This window comes from Nostoc sp. (assembly GCF_036917675.1).
Lineage (GTDB): Bacteria > Cyanobacteriota > Cyanobacteriia > Cyanobacteriales > Nostocaceae > Nostoc.
In genome coordinates this window covers 1-16566 of the sequence record NZ_JBALCT010000034.1, presented here as the reverse complement: position 1 = coordinate 16566, position 16566 = coordinate 1, and the positions used below count along the sequence as shown (strand labels likewise).

The 16566-nt window shown below is 43.8% G+C and carries 14 protein-coding genes and 1 pseudogene; 8 read left to right on the top strand and 7 right to left on the bottom strand.

All coding sequences use genetic code 11. The annotated features are described in order from the left end of the window. Nucleotides 1-4: 4 nt before the first annotated feature. From V7K31_RS11780 to V7K31_RS11770, 3 genes are all read right to left on the bottom strand, one after another. On the bottom strand, nucleotides 5-2161 hold the full coding sequence (locus V7K31_RS11780) for an Rne/Rng family ribonuclease (RefSeq protein WP_335094509.1): 2157 nt from the start codon (nucleotides 2159-2161) through the stop codon (nucleotides 5-7). Nucleotides 2162-2987: 826 nt separating this feature from the next. Next, a complete protein-coding gene (locus V7K31_RS11775; RefSeq protein ID WP_335094508.1) occupies nucleotides 2988-5705 on the bottom strand; it encodes a TIGR03960 family B12-binding radical SAM protein in 2718 nt (905 codons plus the stop codon). 148 nt (nucleotides 5706-5853) lie between these two features. Beyond that, nucleotides 5854-6183, bottom strand: a complete 330-nt coding sequence (locus V7K31_RS11770; protein ID WP_335094506.1) for an STAS domain-containing protein — start codon at nucleotides 6181-6183, stop codon at nucleotides 5854-5856. A gap of 470 nt (nucleotides 6184-6653) precedes the next feature. Here V7K31_RS11770 and V7K31_RS11765 point away from each other — a divergent pair, with 470 nt between their 5' ends. After that, nucleotides 6654-6857, top strand: a complete 204-nt coding sequence (locus V7K31_RS11765; RefSeq protein ID WP_334824631.1) for a hypothetical protein — start codon at nucleotides 6654-6656, stop codon at nucleotides 6855-6857. 220 nt (nucleotides 6858-7077) lie between these two features. Then, nucleotides 7078-8280: pseudogene (locus tag V7K31_RS11760) on the top strand (pyridoxal phosphate-dependent aminotransferase). A gap of 46 nt (nucleotides 8281-8326) precedes the next feature. Here the strand turns inward: V7K31_RS11760 and V7K31_RS11755 are convergent. Then, the gene (locus tag V7K31_RS11755) at nucleotides 8327-8701 is read right to left on the bottom strand and encodes a hypothetical protein (RefSeq protein WP_335094609.1); all 375 of its coding nucleotides are present in this window, start codon (nucleotides 8699-8701) and stop codon (nucleotides 8327-8329) included. Between the two features lie 283 nt (nucleotides 8702-8984). Here V7K31_RS11755 and clpS point away from each other — a divergent pair, with 283 nt between their 5' ends. The 5 genes from clpS to V7K31_RS11730 all read left to right on the top strand — a co-directional run bounded on the left by clpS (nucleotide 8985) and on the right by V7K31_RS11730 (nucleotide 11629). Continuing rightward, a complete protein-coding gene (gene clpS / locus V7K31_RS11750) occupies nucleotides 8985-9266 on the top strand; it encodes an ATP-dependent Clp protease adapter ClpS (RefSeq protein ID WP_335094504.1) in 282 nt (93 codons plus the stop codon). Nucleotides 9267-9337: 71 nt separating this feature from the next. Continuing rightward, the gene (locus tag V7K31_RS11745; RefSeq protein ID WP_335094503.1) at nucleotides 9338-10171 is read left to right on the top strand and encodes a CPBP family intramembrane glutamic endopeptidase; all 834 of its coding nucleotides are present in this window, start codon (nucleotides 9338-9340) and stop codon (nucleotides 10169-10171) included. A gap of 37 nt (nucleotides 10172-10208) precedes the next feature. After that, the gene (locus V7K31_RS11740; protein WP_335094501.1) at nucleotides 10209-10799 is read left to right on the top strand and encodes a hypothetical protein; all 591 of its coding nucleotides are present in this window, start codon (nucleotides 10209-10211) and stop codon (nucleotides 10797-10799) included. 176 nt (nucleotides 10800-10975) lie between these two features. After that, a complete protein-coding gene (locus tag V7K31_RS11735; protein ID WP_335094499.1) occupies nucleotides 10976-11215 on the top strand; it encodes an antitoxin in 240 nt (79 codons plus the stop codon). Between the two features lie 51 nt (nucleotides 11216-11266). After that, nucleotides 11267-11629 (top strand): PIN domain-containing protein, encoded by a 363-nt coding sequence (locus V7K31_RS11730; protein ID WP_335094498.1) that lies wholly within the window; start codon nucleotides 11267-11269, stop codon nucleotides 11627-11629. A 67-nt stretch (nucleotides 11630-11696) separates the two neighbouring features. Here the strand turns inward: V7K31_RS11730 and V7K31_RS11725 are convergent, their stop codons facing one another. From V7K31_RS11725 to V7K31_RS11715, 3 genes are all read right to left on the bottom strand, one after another. Further along, nucleotides 11697-12338 (bottom strand): pentapeptide repeat-containing protein, encoded by a 642-nt coding sequence (locus V7K31_RS11725; RefSeq protein WP_335094497.1) that lies wholly within the window; start codon nucleotides 12336-12338, stop codon nucleotides 11697-11699. Then, the gene (locus V7K31_RS11720) at nucleotides 12335-13729 is read right to left on the bottom strand and encodes a DICT sensory domain-containing protein (protein ID WP_335094495.1); all 1395 of its coding nucleotides are present in this window, start codon (nucleotides 13727-13729) and stop codon (nucleotides 12335-12337) included. The genes V7K31_RS11725 and V7K31_RS11720 overlap by 4 nt, the downstream gene beginning before the upstream one ends. 102 nt (nucleotides 13730-13831) lie before the next feature. Continuing rightward, nucleotides 13832-15421: a photosystem II high light acclimation radical SAM protein gene (locus V7K31_RS11715; protein WP_335094493.1), complete on the bottom strand. Its 1590-nt coding sequence runs from the start codon at nucleotides 15419-15421 to the stop codon at nucleotides 13832-13834. Nucleotides 15422-16008: 587 nt separating this feature from the next. On the opposite strand from V7K31_RS11715, the gene V7K31_RS11710 reads away from it, so the two are divergent. Next, nucleotides 16009-16404, top strand: a complete 396-nt coding sequence (locus V7K31_RS11710; protein WP_334998926.1) for a DUF1830 domain-containing protein — start codon at nucleotides 16009-16011, stop codon at nucleotides 16402-16404. Nucleotides 16405-16566: the final 162 nt, after the last annotated feature.

Genomic DNA, 16566 nt, shown 5'->3' with positions numbered 1-16566 from the left:
CAAATTAATTATCCTCGATCGCGGAGGAACGGCGGCGACGACGACGGTTGGCAGTAGCGCTACTATTGGCTTCAGCTTCAGTTTCATCTGCGATCGCGTTGGCGGCAAAGGTGCTGTTCAAATCGCTTTCATCTGCTTTCGCGTTGGCGGAGGCTTTCGCAGACAAGCGTCCCGAAGGGTTTGCAGTCAGATCCGATGCTTGGGTTATCTCTTCTATCAAAGATTTTTGTTCTGGTTCAATAACTTTAGGTATTGGTAACTTGGTTGCAATTACTTCAGGTGTTGCTTTTTGGACAACAGTTGATTCTGAGGTTGATTCAGTTGGGGTTGTTGGCTGTTGACCGGGCTGAATCACATTAATAATCACAGACTTGGTATTTTTAACCTCTTGCTCTAACTTCACCAAGGGAGATATTCCCATCAAGGCAAACATATCCTGTTCCTGGAGGCTCATTTCTACAGTCCTAATCTCCGGTGGTTCTACCACAGGTTTGATAGGCTCTGCCTTGATAACTTTAATGCGCTCTACTCTTTCACTCCAACCTGGTTTACCAAGGGTGGGTGAGGGGATCTCTGGTGTAACTCCTAGTTCTGGTTCCACATCAAGGTCTAAGTCTGGCTCGTTGACAAAAGCCAGGGGATTGGCAACAGGGCGAGCTTCATCTTTCCCATTTAACCCATTAATGCCAATTCGACTGCGGCGAGTGCGGGTACGACGTTTATTATCAAGTTCTTGATAACTAGGATGATTGATCAGATTTAGGTTACTCAATTCCGAGTCGCCGTCAAATGCTTCCCCAAATCCATCATAGGTTTCTCGTGGTTCCGGGATGCGGGCAGATGGCTGACGTGGTTCTCGGTGAGGCAGGGAGACAAAACGCTCACGATCTGGTGTATCTGATAGTATTGGCAATCGGTTTTCGATTTCTCCAGGGAGACGCACAGTATGTCCTAAACCGCCACAGGTGGGACAAGCTTCACCAAATAATTCGTAAATGTTTTGACCCTGACGCTTGCGGGTCAGTTCTACTAAACCCAGTTCGGTGAGTTGGGCAATCTGGGGACGGGCTTTGTCTGCTTTGAGTCCTTTATTAAAGTGTTCGAGAACTTGTAGTTGGTCACGTCGTAATTCCATATCAATAAAATCAACGACGATTACCCCGGCGATATTCCGCAGACGCAACTGACGAGCAATTTCTGTTGCAGCTTCGCAGTTTGTCCACAAAACTGTTTCTCTAGCTGTTGCCGATCGCGTAAAGGAACCTGAGTTAACATCGATTACGGTTAATGCTTCAGTCGGCTCAATAATCACGTAGCCTCCAGAAGGTAGGTCTACTCTTGGTTTTAGGGCTTCTCGAATGGCGGCAGTAATGCGGAAGTACTCTAAAATTGGGGAGCGATCGCGGTGATGGTCAATCAACAATCCCTGCGGTGTTTGACCTCCACTCCAATTCTGCAAGTACTGCTTTACGCGCTTCAAACCAGTACTAGAATCCACGACAATCCGATTCACATCCGCGCCATACATATCCCGCAATACGCGTTGAATGAAGTCATCATCGCGGTTGAGCAGTGCTGGGGCCCGAGTGGACTGCGCTTCTAGCTGGATGGTCTCCCATTGCTTTTGCAGCACCTCCAAATCTTCCATAATCGCTTCTTCAGGTTTGCCTTCGGCTTCTGTACGCACGAGCAAACCCATTCCCGCCGGTTTGACCAAAATCGCCAGCGCCCGCAAGCGGTTGCGCTCACTTTCACTTTTAATCCGTCGGGATAAATTTACGCCCCTACCATAGGGCATCAATACTACGTAGCGTCCGGGTAAGGTGATATTACCCGTGAGCCTGGGACCTTTTGTCCCCGTTGGCTCTTTCATTACTTGCACCAAAACTTTCTGCTGTGGTACTAGTAGTTCTGTAATTGCTGCTGCGGTACGCTTTAGCTTCAATGGCCCTAAGTCGGTGACGTGAATAAAACCGTTACGCTCTGGGTCGCCAATATTCACAAAAGCCGCATCTATCCCAGGCAATACGTTTTCTACTACTCCTAAGTAGATATCACCTATTTGATGATGACCCGTAGCAACAACGAGTTCCTGTATTTGATCTTCAGAAAAAACCGCAGCAATTTGGTGCTGCTCCGCGATGATAATTTGTTTTGGCATTCAATTTCCTCAAAAACTGGCAGCACCAATAGGTATGGAGGTTTGTTATACCTTTGTTGTCCCTACAACCCTCTAAAGGCGCTACTGGTAATAAAAATCGCAAATCTGAGCTTCTAAATTAAATAGCTATTGGCGCTCTTAAGAGCGTTTACCCGGCTGCGTATTGTTTCAGCAATTAAATCAACAGTCCGTGATTGATTCGTGATCCAATACGCTCAATCAAGAGAGTTCTGAGTTGAAAGTTCTAAATCCTGAGTTAGCTTTTAACCCAGGACGCTTGATTTGAGAGTAACCTACTGAAGTCGTTAAGAAAAAGAAACTATTTCTATTTTCCATTCCCCGGATTTATCCTTAGGGTTATACTCAGCAACGCCAGCTGCGACCCTGCCTTCAGCTGCCCTAGCCTGGGGCAAGCCGCCCTTTGCGCGTCTGTCAACGTCTACAAGTCGGCATAACCGACGGCAGTCGCTTCAACTCTAGAAAAGTAATGCACTAGCTCTTGGGCACTACTGTAGATTAGACATTCAGCAATTGTTTAAAAAGCATGGATTTAGAGAAGCTAACCGAGCCTGCTGTTAGTTACTGATTCACAAGGTAGCTATAGAGAGTGTTCTTTAATCTGCTTTTTGTTTATCTGGGATAAAATCCTAGATGTTGCACTCTAATATGTATGCTTTCGCCCCCTGAATACCAGGGTAGTGAACCAGCTAATTTCAATGCAGCGCCAGAAAATTTCTCTTCACACCATTCTAACGCAACCTTGCTAAAAATCAATTCCGACGATATGCGATGTGATGACAACTACTAGCAAGCTGCCCTACACGGATTATACCCCTAAAATTAGCCGATTGCGGTGGATGTGCAGGAGTTGAAATTCTACACTAGCCACTGTCTCTAGCATAAACAGGATTTGTTCGGGACGCAACAGCAAACCGTCCTGGCGATAGCTACCTAGATAACGGATCATCACAGATGAGATAGATTCTGCAATGCTTTTATGGGTTTCTACTAATTCCAGTTCAAATAAGCGATCGCGCAGATTTATTAACTGGCTCTTGCCTGACTTTGTTATTTGCTCGTACCAAAGCTCCTCTTTGGCTTTGATTAGATCAATCCAGTTTTGCCATTGTATAGGTGTTGTTTCTTCCAGTACCGCTACAGTAATCAAATACTCTGCGGCCTCCAGCAGTTGGGTAGCGGCACTAGCTTTTAAATCTATCTGCTCTACATGATATATAGGTATGTCTGTGGGCATTTCACGAGCCAACTGTTCTCGAAAAGTATCAACTTCTACTGGCACAGTTAACTCAAAATCTACTATTTCACCACTACTAGTAGCCCCTAAAGCCAAAGCAGTTGCTACAGAAATTCGCGGCATGGGATGAAACCCACCAGTGAAAGCGATTGGCAAGCTTGCTCGTCGCACAACTCGGTCAAACAGACGGATTAAATCTAGGTGGCTGATCAAAGCCATATTACCCTGTTTCCCAAACCAAACTCGCATTCGTTGTGCCTTAGTTGGATTGGGCACAAACTCGCCAGCGAATTTGGGAATAGTGGGTGATTCAATCACAACGTTATGGCCAAAGTCGGTGCCACAGACGCCACAGTGAGAACAACCTTCAAAAGAGCAGTCGGGTACAATTGCAGCTTCTAAGGCGCGTTGCAAGTCTTCTTGGAGCCACTTTTTGTCAATTCCGGTATCAATATGATCCCAAGGTAGGGGAGTATCGAGGGAGTGGGGAGTGGGGAGTGGGGAGTGGGGGGTGGGGAGAGACGCGATTAATCGCGTCTGTACAATTAGGAGTGGGATATTTTCTGCATCTGGCGATCTCTTGTGATCTTGGGCGTGAAACAAATTCCATTCGCCATTTTCTACTTGGCGGTATTTCCAATCTAGACCGGCTTGGGCGATCGCAGCTCCCCAAGCACTAAAAGCCTGATCTAAATTTTCATACCAGGAATCCATACCTGCACCCAATTTCCAGGCACGGCGGACTACCTTGCCCAAATTGCGATCGCCTCTTCCCACAAAATCTTCCATTGCCGAAATGCGGACATCTGTGAAATTTACCTTCACGGAGTTTATCCGGCGGAATTCTTGCCGCAACAGGTTTTGTTTGCGCTTAAATTCAGTGGTAGAGACTGAGTGCCACTGGAATGGTGTATGCGGTTTGGGTGTAAAGTTAGAAATTGTCAGGTTAAAGTTTAGGAGTTTTCTGCCTTTACCTCGACATTCGCGCTGTAACCAGCTTACAGTTTCCGCAATGCCTAAAACGTCAGTATCCGTCTCACCCGGCAAGCCAATCATAAAATATAACTTTATTTTATCCCAGCCTTGCTCCCAAGCCGTTTTCACCCCCCGCAACAATTCTTCATTCGTCAAACCCTTATTCACGATGTCTCGCATTCGCTGAGTTCCAGCTTCCGGAGCAAAAGTCAGTCCACCTTGGCGCGTACCTCCAAGGATGTTGGCAATATTCTCATCAAATCTGTCTACTCGTTGGCTTGGTAGAGTCAGAGAAATGTTTTCATTTTTTAAGCGATTTTTGATTTCCATCCCCACTGCTGGTAGGGACAAATAATCAGAACAACTCAAAGATAGGAGAGAAAACTCATTGTAACCAGTTGCCCGCATCCCCTGTTCAATTGCTTCTACAACCTGATCGGGTTCTACATCCCGTGCTGGCCGAGTCAGCATTCCTGGTTGACAGAAGCGACAGCCACGAGTGCAACCACGCCGAATCTCAATGGTTAAGCGGTCATGCACCGTTTCTACGTAGGGAACTAACCCAATGGAATATGCTGGTATGGGAGTTGCAACCCGTCGCAAAATTCGTTTTGGCACGTCTGGGCGACGCGGATGAACCGAGCCATCCTCTGCCATGTCGTAAAATTGGGGGACATATACGCCTGGTATCTGTGCCAAATCTAGTAACAGATTTTCCCGACTCAATTCTGCTTGTTTGCCTTCTTCCAATACCAAACCAATTTCTGGCAGTAGTTCCTCTCCATCTCCAAGGGCGAAAAAGTCGAAGAAGTCCGCATAAGGCTCAGGGTTCGATGTCGCTGTTTGCCCACCAGCAAAAATCAAGGGAAACTGGGACTGGGAACTAGTAGATTCTTCTCCTGCTTTTTGGCGTTCTCGCCAGGTCAAGGGAATCCCCGCCAAATCCAACATTTCGAGGATATTAGTTGCACCCAGTTCGTAACTGAGGCTAAAACCTAAAATGTCGAATTCTCTGAGCGATCGCTTTGACTCTACCGCAAACAATGGCGTATTAGTTTCGCGTAGTTTGGCTGCCAGGTCTTGTCCTGGGAGGTAGGCGCGATCGCACAATTGACGCGGTTGGGCATTCAAAATGTTATAGAGGATGATATGCCCTAAATTGGATGCACCGACTTCATATACTTCTGGGTAGGTTAAGACCCAGCGTATTGCTGCCGTATCCCAAGGTTTGTGTATAGCTAAACGCTCATTACCCAGGTAACGCGCTGGTTTTAAAATATCCGATGTTATTAATCTTTCAACTGCAACAGCCACTCTGCTATCTTCTAGCTACCTTAATTACAGCTACTCAAACCCAACTTTAGCATTGAATTAGGTCTTTTAACATAGTTTATCGTTGCAGCTTACAACTCCTTTACATAAAGTCTACTTTCTACCGGAACCTTTCTGCTTTTACATAAAGTTATGTTGCATCAAATTCAAGTTCACCATCCAATATTTCAAACACCCTGTCGAGTTGGGTTAGTTCAAAAATAATTCTAATTGACGGACTAACAGCGCAAAGTCGGAAACCCCGTCCTAAACCGAGAGCTAGCTTGTGTGTAGATAACAATGCCATCAACCCCGCGCTGTCTAAGGATTCTACTGCTACTAGGTCTACTACCAAGATAGAAATATCATTTTGTGCCAACGCCGTAGTCATATCTCGTTCAAACTCCAAGGCGTTTGCAGCATTCAAACAGCCTTGGGGGCGAATAACTGCAATTTTGGGATAGTTAAGCACTGCCTGCATAGTTACATCCTATTAAGAATTGTTGAAGCGTCAAGCTAAGGATTATTTGAACATAAACTCTATTTTGTTGCATCGGCCATATGTCTTAGCTCTCTTTGCTAAATCTTTATTACTTTAGTATCTCTGTTTAAAGATTGTTATAATTCCATATCAAAATGTGCTTATATATACTTTTTTTTTATGGCAGTTCCAAAACAATCAACTATAGACAGCCTAATTAGCAGACAACTCATCAGTAACTATGCTGAGAAAACTTGCTTAGTGTATAACTAAAGCTAATTTACCTAAGTCTTAATGGGAAGTTAAATCTCCCACTTTAGCGTTGCTGATGGCATACCACAGAGTTATGGGGCATTATCTATTAACTAATTAAGATGTGATTTAGATCACCAGAAGTTAGTATTTGGGTCACTGTTTATACTTAGAAAAATCTGGGATAATTAGAATCATATACAATTGGGTTATTACTTATGAGAACTCAGTACGCTATTCGTAAATTGGTAGAAAAAGCTCTTGACATTAAAAAACTAACTCCTGAGATAGAAAATGAAATCAATTCAGAACTAACGGAACTGGGTTACATTTCTGATATTGATTACGAAGCCTTAGAGTTATTAATGGCAGAGATGGATGCTGGTCGAATTCAGTTAGTTTCTAGCTGGGGATATTCCTAATTGCTTAGACATAGAGGCTTTTTGGCTATATCCGGTGAATTTGATTAAGGCTGGAGCAATCAAAATTTCAAATAGGTAAAACAAGTTTTAGTAAAGGTAGGGGGAATAACAAGGGCGATATGATTGTTTGTATTTTTCTATGAGGTTGATTATTTAAATACCTCAAGTGGCGTAAACTGTGCTAAGGACTCTCTACATTGTGCATTCGTAGTAAATCGCCATGCAGTTGGCTAAACGCCTAGAAAAAATTCCTCCCTATCTGTTTGCTGAAATTGTCCACAAGCGGAATGAACTCGTTGCCAAGGGAGTTGATATCATCAATATGGCGATTGCCGATCCAGATAAACCTACTCCCAGTCATATCCTCTAGGTAATGCATGAGGCGATTGACGACGCTGCTAACCACAATTATCCACCTTACCAAGGTACGAAAGAATTCCGGGAGACTGCGGCGAAGTGGATGGAACGTCGGTTTGGGGTCACTGGGTTGAACCCGAATACAGAGGTTGTTTCTTCAATTGGTTCCAAGGAAGCAATTCATAATACTTTCTTAGCGTTTGTGGAAGCAGGAGACTATACACTAATACCAGATCCTGGTTATCCGGTGTACCGGACTTCGACAATCTTCGCTGGTGGTGAGTCTTTTCTTATGCCCCTGAAGGCAGAAAACGGTTTTTTGCCTGATTTGAGTGCGATACCTGAAGAAGTCGCCCAAAAAGCAAAGCTGTTATGGATTAATTATCCCAATAATCCGACTGGGGCGTTGGCAACATTAGAGTTTTTTGAGGAATTGGTAGCTTTCTGCAAGCAGTACGATATTTTATTGTGTCATGACAACGCCTACTCACAAATGGCATATGATGGCTATAAACCGCCTAGTGTGCTGCAAATTCCGGGCGCGAAAGATGTAGCGATCGAATTTCACAGTTTGTCTAAGTCGTATAATATGACGGGGTGGCGGGTTGGTTTTGTTGTTGGTAATGCTGTGGGTATTAAAGGCTTGACACAGGTAAAAAGTAATGTTGATTCTGGGGTGTTTAAGGCAATTCAAGCATGTGCGATCGCAGCTTATTCTACTACCACTGAAGCAGAACTCCAAGCCATCATGTCGGTTTACCAAAATCGCCGCGACATTATCATCAAGGGGCTGCAATCTCTAGGTTGGCCGATTCAGGCTCCGAAAGCTACCCTTTACGTCTGGACACCTGTCCCCCCAGGATATTCCTCAGCAGAATTTGTAACGTTGCTACTTGACAAATGTGGCATTCTTGTGCCACCGGGTAGTGGTTATGGTGCATCTGGAGAAGGCTTTTTCCGAATTGCTTTAACTATATCTGATGAACGCTTGCAAGAAGGAATTCAACGCATGAAAGATGCTGGTATACGCTACAGACCGAATTTACGATGTTTAAATTTGGGATAATGGAATTGAAGATTCAAAAGCGTTCCACTGAGCGCTCACGCCGAAGTCAAAATCCAAAATTGTGTGACTCAGCACTATCTTGGTATGCTTGCCAAAGTTGGTGAATAAACTGATTGAGTTCCTGTTTGGCAGCCGAGTCAGGTTCAGTTTTTGGTTCTTTTGCTAAAACTTGGCTCAAGAAGGTAATTACTTCTGTGTCTAAAGCTGGCCGAAATAAATTGGCAGGCCAAAGCAAGTCAGACGCATCTCGCAAATCGGTAATCAAGGGCGATTCTTGAATCAAAGTAACCATTAATAAAGGACGTACCCAGCATAACTGGCGGGAAACCACAAATTGAATAACTTCTGCATACAGATTCCTGTCGCCATGCTCTAAACACACAATTTGTCCTGGTTGAAGAAAATCTTGGCTAATGTCCATCATTATGCAGTTTGGGCAGGGGCAAGGATTATTTAGCAACTTCCTTAATCTTCAAAGTGAAAATGCGCTAGGTTTAAGGAAGCTTCTGTATGATTAGGGTAGCACTCTCACGGCAGCGATGCCTAAAACATCTGCCTCACCAGTGTGGCTACGCAAAACTAAGTAGAGCCGTTTTTCTAGGATAGTATCTGGACAGAAATACTATAGAATAGGTAAATAACTGTTAAGCGATCGCTACACAGACACTTTTTGTAGTGAATCAACAAGAAAAGAGCAAAGAGCCGTGTCAGTTGAAACTATTCAAAAGCCTTCCACAACCCGTAAGCTCGCGCCTCGGTATCGCGTTTTGCTCCATAACGACGACCACAACTCTATGGAGCATGTTGTGCAGTCATTAATAGCCAGTGTGCCAAGCCTTACCCAACCCCAAGCTGTGAGCATCATGATGGAAGCCCATACTAACGGGCTAGCTTTAGTCATTGCTTGCGCTCTGGAACACGCTGAGTTCTATTGCGAAACATTGATAAGTCATGGTTTAAGTAGCACGATTGAACCTGATGAATAGTCATTTGTCATTGGTCATTGGTCATTTGTCTAAATTTAGAGTATTGACTGGTGATTGGTGACTTATTTAGTATGAAAAAAAACTTTGTCCGTTTAGCTGAACGCCCTGCCCCTATTAGGCTGGGTGCTTTTATTTTGACTTTAGGGCTGCTATGGTTGCCATTGGCTACACCAATATACTTACTAGTGCATGATTCAAACTTAGAAAGTATCTTGACATTGGTGTTATTATATGGAGCGTTTATTTTTCTCCTGAGATTATGGGGTAAAAATGTCTATCAGCAGCCCCAAATTCTGCGGCATTATGGCTTAGAATTCACGCGACATAACGGTGTGGATTTATTGCGTGGCTTGGCTATAGGGATAATTAATATTCTGATCCTTTTTGGGGTAGAAAGTTTGTTGGGTTGGTTGGTGTGGCAACAACCGAAAGTTTTTTTGCTGAAAGTAATTGTAGAGGGTTTACTTGTTGGCTTGGGCATCGGATTTGCTGAGGAATTGTTATTTCGAGGCTGGTTGCTAGATGAGTTACAACGAGATTACAGCCCGCGTGTAGCACTGTGGACAGATGCAACTGCGTTTGCTACATTGCACTTTATTAAACCCTTGGAGGCAATTATTCATACACTGCCGCAATTTCCAGCTTTAGTACTGCTGGGATTAACGCAAGTATGGGGAAAGCGTTGGCGACGGGGACGCTTGGGTTTACCAATTGGTTTGCATGGTGGTTTAGTAGGGGGCTACTACATTATTAATGTTGGGGAATTAGTGAAATATTCTGGTGAAGTTCCTGATTGGGTAACTGGTGTGAATAATAATCCCCTCCAAGGAGTGATGGGAGTGTTGTTAATGAGTGTACTAGCTTTGTGGATACGGGGGCGAACTGAGCGATCGCCTCATATATGAAAATCAAGATAATGAATTATGTTAAGCCCACTATGCTATGAGCTTTAGTTTAGCTAACTTTCAAATCGGCGATCTCATCACTGGAAAAATCATTAAGCTGGAGCCTAGAGGTGTTCTAGTTGATTTTTATACCGATCAACTAGCTTTTGTGCCATTAGTAGAGCTATCATTCGCTGAGATTCAGACCCCAGAAGAAGCCGTGCAACTAAATGAAATCCGAGAATTTCTGGTTGTGGGAAATTACGATGGTAAACACGATATTTTCTTCTCGCATTGTTCACCGGAGACACTGAAAGATAGCGATCGCTTGTACGAAACTACATTGTATCTGGCTTCTGAAAAATGTGGTCATCCTATCAATAGAGAAGACCTGCTCGTACACACTAAAGTCCTTGATGTTCATAGACATGGTTTATCAGTAAGGATTTACTGGTTCTTATGTTCTCAAGACCATCCTCCAACGGTTTCTTTTTCAATTCGCAAACTAGAAATGCGAAAAGCATGGGAACGGCTACGCCAATTACAGGCTGAAGACGTAACAGTATATGGAAAAATCCTTAAAAAAACTTGGAGCGGTGCATTAGTAAAAATTGAGGGTTTGCATTGGGGGAATTCATACTTATGTTAATAAGCATAAGGAGCAATTGGTAGTAGGAGAGGAACTTCCACTCAAGATTACAAAGGTGAGAGAGGAGTATAATCAGCTACGACTCAGTTATTTCGACAGTACAGGATAAAACTTGACATGATATTGTGAAGTAACACACTGCGACGAAATAATTATAACTTTAAGGAGATTGCTTGATGGCAAACTCATGCCACGTTTACCTCTTACGGGATGGGCAACATCAAGTCCTAAACATTCCTGATGAATTTGCTCTATCCACCACAGAAGTTTTGTTACGCAAAGAAGGTAATCGATTAATCATCGAACCCATTTCTTCCGGTTCTCTACTTTCACTGCTTGCCAGTTTGGAAGACATTACAGAAAACTTTCCTGACGTAGATGAAGGGTTACTGCCACTCGATGATATTGTGCTTTAATCCTGTCCAATGACTTATCAATACTTGCTAGACACCAACATCATTTGAGATTTGGTAAGACATCCTCAAGGTTTGGTGTTTCAGCGACTCGCAGCCATAGAGGAAAACTGCATTTGTACCAGCATTATTGTGGTGTGCGAGCTACGATTTGGTGCAGCTAAAAGCGGCTCTCTTCGTCTTCTTCAGCAACTAGAAAGCATCCTTGAACTGTTACCTATTTTGTCGCTGTCGCCTCCTGTGGATCAGCAGTATGCGGTAATTCGTACACATTTGGAGCAAACAGGAAGACCCATCGGCCCTAATGACTTACTGATTGCTGCCCATGCCCTAGCCCTTAACCTGACGCTTGTTACAGCAAATGTTCGTGAATTTGGGCGCGTACCTGGTCTAAGCGTAGAAAATTGGCTACTTTGAGATGGTCTAGTATTTAGCAGATAGCATCAGTTGTCTATTATTCATCGCAGTTTGTATAAATTAACTCCTATTCAAAACGCGCCTCCACAACTGTACCCACCAAACACGCCTTATCCAAATTAACGCCACTCAAATTTGCACCTTCTAACTCTGCACAGAGTAAATTCGCCCCTGTCAAATTCGCCCCCGCCAAATTCGCCCCCCGCAAGTCAGCTTCTTCAAGATTTGCCTCACTCAACAACGTCCCTTGCAAGTCAGCGCGACTCAAATCTGCACCTTTGAGATTTGCCCCAGTCAGGTTTGCACCCCGTAAGTCAGCACCCCGCAAATCAACGCCTTGCAAGTTCACGTTCATTAAATTGGCACCACTCAAGAAAGCACCCACCAATGACACATCACTGAGTCTTGCTCCCATCAAGTTAGCGCCACGCAAATTGCTACCCCGCAAGTCAGCGCCTGTTAAATCTGCTTGCATCAGGTTTGCTCCCATCAAACTCGCTCGCAAGTCAGTTCCTTGGAGATTCGCCCCCATCAAATTCGCCCCCTCCAAATGCCCGCCTTCGAGCTTGGAACCAGCGAAATTTGTGCCTACAAGGGTAGCGCCAGCAAGATTAATCCGGCTTAAATCCAGTCGGGGGAGTTCCTCGTCTTCTAAATTTGCCCCTGGAAGTTGTTTGAGTTTTCCTAATCTAATGGCTTCAATATTCATGTAAAGTAACTACCAATCTCCTCACTTATCTTGCTGTGGCTATCCCATTGGGAATCAAGTATCCAGATGCCGGCGCTGAATTTGGGTGTCATCAAGGGTAAGTCGAGTCCCTGTTGTAAACCCATAACTAACAAAGCTAGGGTATCTACAAGTTTAGGGTCAAAGCGGGTAGATTGTTGCTCTTTGCACTCATCTAAAGCTTGAGTAAATATCTGTTCCCGGCTTTGATTTGACGACTTTCGCTCATTGATTCGCCACTGAAAGTCTGCCAATAAAGCCAAAATTCTCGACTCTAGGGGAATTTCATCTCCAGCTAAAGCTGCTGGTTCCCCTGAACCATTCCACCACTCGCTTTGGTGAGTAATAATTTGGGCAACTGCTCGCAGTCGTGGCATAGTTCGCAATACTTGCGCCCCCGGTACTAAGGGACAAGTTAAGGGAGAACTGGGGGCATCTTCTTGGTAGCGTGTGGCTATACCGCCAGTGAGAACGCTTTCGGCTTTCTGTAATGGATCTATGCGATGCAACAAACTCGCCAGCCGCAATCTCTTAATCTGCCATGCGGGAAGATCCAAAAGCTGGGCGATCGCTTCAGCAAGAACTACTACTTCCGCAGCTGCCATTGGATTGTTGACATCTGCCATATCCATCAGCTGCGCCATTCGCAAAAAGGCTTGGATTTCGTTAGAAATCAAGTTACGATCTAGGGTTTGTTTCTGAAGCGCTGTTGGGATGGATAAATTATCTTGTCTTTGGAGGTAATCTACTACACGGGAGACAACTGCACCTAAATTTTCTGATCTGGCTATTGACGGTACAATTTGTTCTTTATCGGCTGTGAGTTTTTGGGCTAATTCTGAGTTGTATTTTTTGATGTGAGCGATCGCTATTTCTGCTGTCTCTTGCACTAACTCTGGCTCAAATGTCCACAAGCCATAGAATTTACGCTCTAAGTCTGATGTCGGTATCCCAGTGCTGCCATAATCAGCATCTGATAATTCTTGACAAATTACCATTGCTGTGTATTTAGGCGATAAAATAATTAAATGCCACTCTTGAGCTACAGGATCGACTGAATCTAATGCAACTAAGTCTACATTCGGTAAAAGGCTTGTGGGATGTTCAGCAAAGCCAGATTCAGAGGCAGCCATAATCGCAATTTGGCGGCTGCGCTGGGCGATATCTGCATATCGTTCAGCTTCTTGTAGATACCATTTACCCCGTTGGAAGGCTGTGATAACTAGGGGTGTACCGTCGTCGGTTAAAATATGGTCTTCTAGAGCGTGGCACAGGGCAACTAAGGTATTTTTGTAGTAAACACCGAATCGAATTGGCCTGGTAGTATGGCGATGGGCTGTTTCTAGCTGTTGTAGGATTGAACCTTCTAACATGGGATTGGGTGAAAATAACCGCAGAGGGGGAGTAAGTAGGGCAGAGGGGCAGACGAGAGACAAGGAGATGAAATTTACTCTTGTCTAATTCTGAGAATTTTATCAAACAGCTGCTAACTGTTTGTCTTTTGTCTCTATTGGTGCAGAAAGTGCTGCTTCTAAGTCGGCACAACCCAGTTTTTCTTCTAAAATTTTCATAACTTCGCGTCCGAAATCGTTGGGGTTTTGTTGCCAAGCTTGCAAGCAGACTTCGCCGAAGAATGAACCAAGGGGTTCAGGATTCCAAAGGAGTTTTTTGGCTGTCCACGGCATCAAACTCATTGGATCATACCCTGGTTTGAGGATGCCTTCTTTAAAAGCGTATTCTTCTAGATGAGTATGGGGTTGTAGTCCAATAAAGAAAATAGCAGGTTCGACTTTATCTGCACCAAAAATCCGTTCTAGTTCGCGGTGGTAGGCGATGGTTTGGCGGATGGTTTCGGGACGTTCGTCAATGACGTTAAAGGAGTAGTTGACGGAAACTAAGTCGTTGAAACCAGCTGCTTTTAAATCGCGGCAGTTTTGCAAGACGGTTCGCAGGTTATACCCCATCCGCATTTTCCGCACGAGTTCTTGAGAACCACTGGTAATCCCAATTTCAAAGTAGTTCATCCCGGTTTTCGCCATCAAGTCGCACAACTGGGGTGTCAAATTGTCGGCTCTGATATAGGCTGCCCAGTGGATATCTGTCATACCAGAATCGACGATTTTTTGCAATAGTTCTATGGCATCGTCGATAAATTTTTTCGCTGGGATAAATTGGGCATCGGTAAACCAGAAATTGCGAATGCCGCGATCGTATAATTGGCGCATCTCAGCAACTACTTCATCTGCTGGGTTGATGCGTACTTGTTTGCCTTCGACAACAGTGTAGACGCAATAACAACAGTTGTGAGGACAACCGCGCTTAGTTTGTACACCTATATAAAAGTCTTGCTCTTGCAGGTAATAGTTAAATTCTGGCCAGATGCTTTCGATATAGTCGTAGTTACAAGCTGTTTTTTCTAGTGGGGTGGGTTGTTCGTGAATTAGCCGTTTCCGTGGTTGAGTTTCTCCGACAACATAACAGCGTTCATCTCGAAAATCTCTGCCACTTAAAAGTTTTTCTAGCAGGGTTTCGCCTTCACCCACAGAAATAATTGCCCCTTGAGGTAAGCTTTTACCTAACTGTTCATAAAATACACTAACTGCACCACCACCTACAACTACACGAGCATCAGAATTATATTTTTGGGCACCCTTTAAACCGCGTTTGATTAAGCCCTGGTTTTGCCACAATTCTACATAGTAAGCGATGAAGATTCGTAAACCGCCGAATCCACCGCGTAGTTTTAATAGAGGATTCTTCGCGTAGTAAAATTCAAAGGCGTTTTGTAGTGGATTACCACCACGCCCGCCAACTGGGGCATAAATTTGAATATCCCGCCAAGAAAATACTAGCAGTGTCGGTTTAAATTCATCGATACAGAGATCCAAGGCGGTAGCGTAATCTAAAGGTGGCACTGTTCCCAAATCAAAGATACGCTGTTCGGCATTCGGAAACTGTTTGTGGACATGATCGCTCAGGTAGACAACCCCAATGGGAAAGATAGGGTTACAAGGAAGGCGAACGTAAAGAATTCGATTTTCCATCATGGGTATTTTGACTTCCATCTTGCCAATCTGGGAGAAAATGAAATAAATTCCAGTTTTAAGGGGTATTTTTGCTTTGTTTGCTCTTAATCTCTGACAATCTTGCTTGACATTGAAGCCGATTATTGATAAGCGCGAAATTTTTGTTCACAGATGTAGGTATCAATAAAATTGCTTTGCATCCCAAATGCAGGGTATCAAGAGAGGCTTTATGAAGAAATTTTTCATATAGCTTTACGATAACATTGAGTTTATTCATTAAGCGATGATCCCAGGTTTTTAATCGTGGGATAGATGAAACACAAAAATACACTCCTGAACTAGGCTCAAGCTAAGGGGATCTTCATCATACCTACTCTGTAATTATCTGCCCTCAAGAAGTTAAAGGTTTTTTGCCAGAGATTAAAAACTCAAAGATATTTACATAGTGTAAAATTTTAGAAAAATCATAAATATTTACAAAATTTTTATAACCTCCGATATATCTTTAGGTAGAAAAAATCTAGAAAGACTTGAGTTGGTATTCGCAGTTACAACAAGTCGGGATCAGTGGGTGTTAGGCTTGGCTAGTGTAATGTAAAATTGTGGCGTAAAGCTCCTCAGCAGTTATGGCTCAAATATTAGATCCTCTACCACCTGAGCAATCGGGGAAAATTCTCTGCTGCTACATTAATGCCACGAGCAAAATACAGGTAGCTCGTATCTGCAATATTCCCAACTGGTACTTTGAAAGGGTTGTTTTTCCAGGACAACGTTTAGTCTTTGAAGCTCCGCGAAAAGGTCAAATGGAGATTCATACAGGGATGATGGCAAGTTCAATTTTATCTGATAAAATACCGTGCGATCGCCTGATGCTCAATGAACCCAGCGCTTATGAGTTTGATACCGACTCATCAGATGGAAAAGACCCTATTAATACCAAACCAATGGTGCAGCAAATTAATACAAAAATCGGAGATACTACAAAACCTTTACAAATCCTTGGTTTAGCATCGGTTGATTAAAAAAAACAATTTTACTAAATTTGAGGGTTGCTAATTCAGCAGCCCTTTTTGTTTATTATTTATTAGGCATTGGGCATTGGGCATTGGGCATTGGGCATTGGGCATTGGGCATTGGGCATTGGGCATTGGGCATTGGGCATTGGGCATTGGGCATTGGGCATT

Coding starts and splice junctions, on each gene's coding strand:
- V7K31_RS11770 (WP_335094506.1), bottom strand. CDS start 6,183: ATGCAGGCAGTGCTTAACTATCCCAAAATTGCAGTTATTCGCCCCCAA.
- V7K31_RS11755 (WP_335094609.1), bottom strand. CDS start 8,701: ATGGACATTAGCCAAGATTTTCTTCAACCAGGACAAATTGTGTGTTTA.
- V7K31_RS11740 (WP_335094501.1), top strand. CDS start 10,209: ATGAGCTTTAGTTTAGCTAACTTTCAAATCGGCGATCTCATCACTGGA.
- V7K31_RS11780 (WP_335094509.1), bottom strand. CDS start 2,161: ATGCCAAAACAAATTATCATCGCGGAGCAGCACCAAATTGCTGCGGTT.
- V7K31_RS11720 (WP_335094495.1), bottom strand. CDS start 13,729: ATGTTAGAAGGTTCAATCCTACAACAGCTAGAAACAGCCCATCGCCAT.
- V7K31_RS11715 (WP_335094493.1), bottom strand. CDS start 15,421: ATGGAAGTCAAAATACCCATGATGGAAAATCGAATTCTTTACGTTCGC.
- V7K31_RS11725 (WP_335094497.1), bottom strand. CDS start 12,338: ATGAATATTGAAGCCATTAGATTAGGAAAACTCAAACAACTTCCAGGG.
- V7K31_RS11710 (WP_334998926.1), top strand. CDS start 16,009: ATGGCTCAAATATTAGATCCTCTACCACCTGAGCAATCGGGGAAAATT.
- V7K31_RS11745 (WP_335094503.1), top strand. CDS start 9,338: ATGAAAAAAAACTTTGTCCGTTTAGCTGAACGCCCTGCCCCTATTAGG.
- V7K31_RS11765 (WP_334824631.1), top strand. CDS start 6,654: ATGAGAACTCAGTACGCTATTCGTAAATTGGTAGAAAAAGCTCTTGAC.
- V7K31_RS11735 (WP_335094499.1), top strand. CDS start 10,976: ATGGCAAACTCATGCCACGTTTACCTCTTACGGGATGGGCAACATCAA.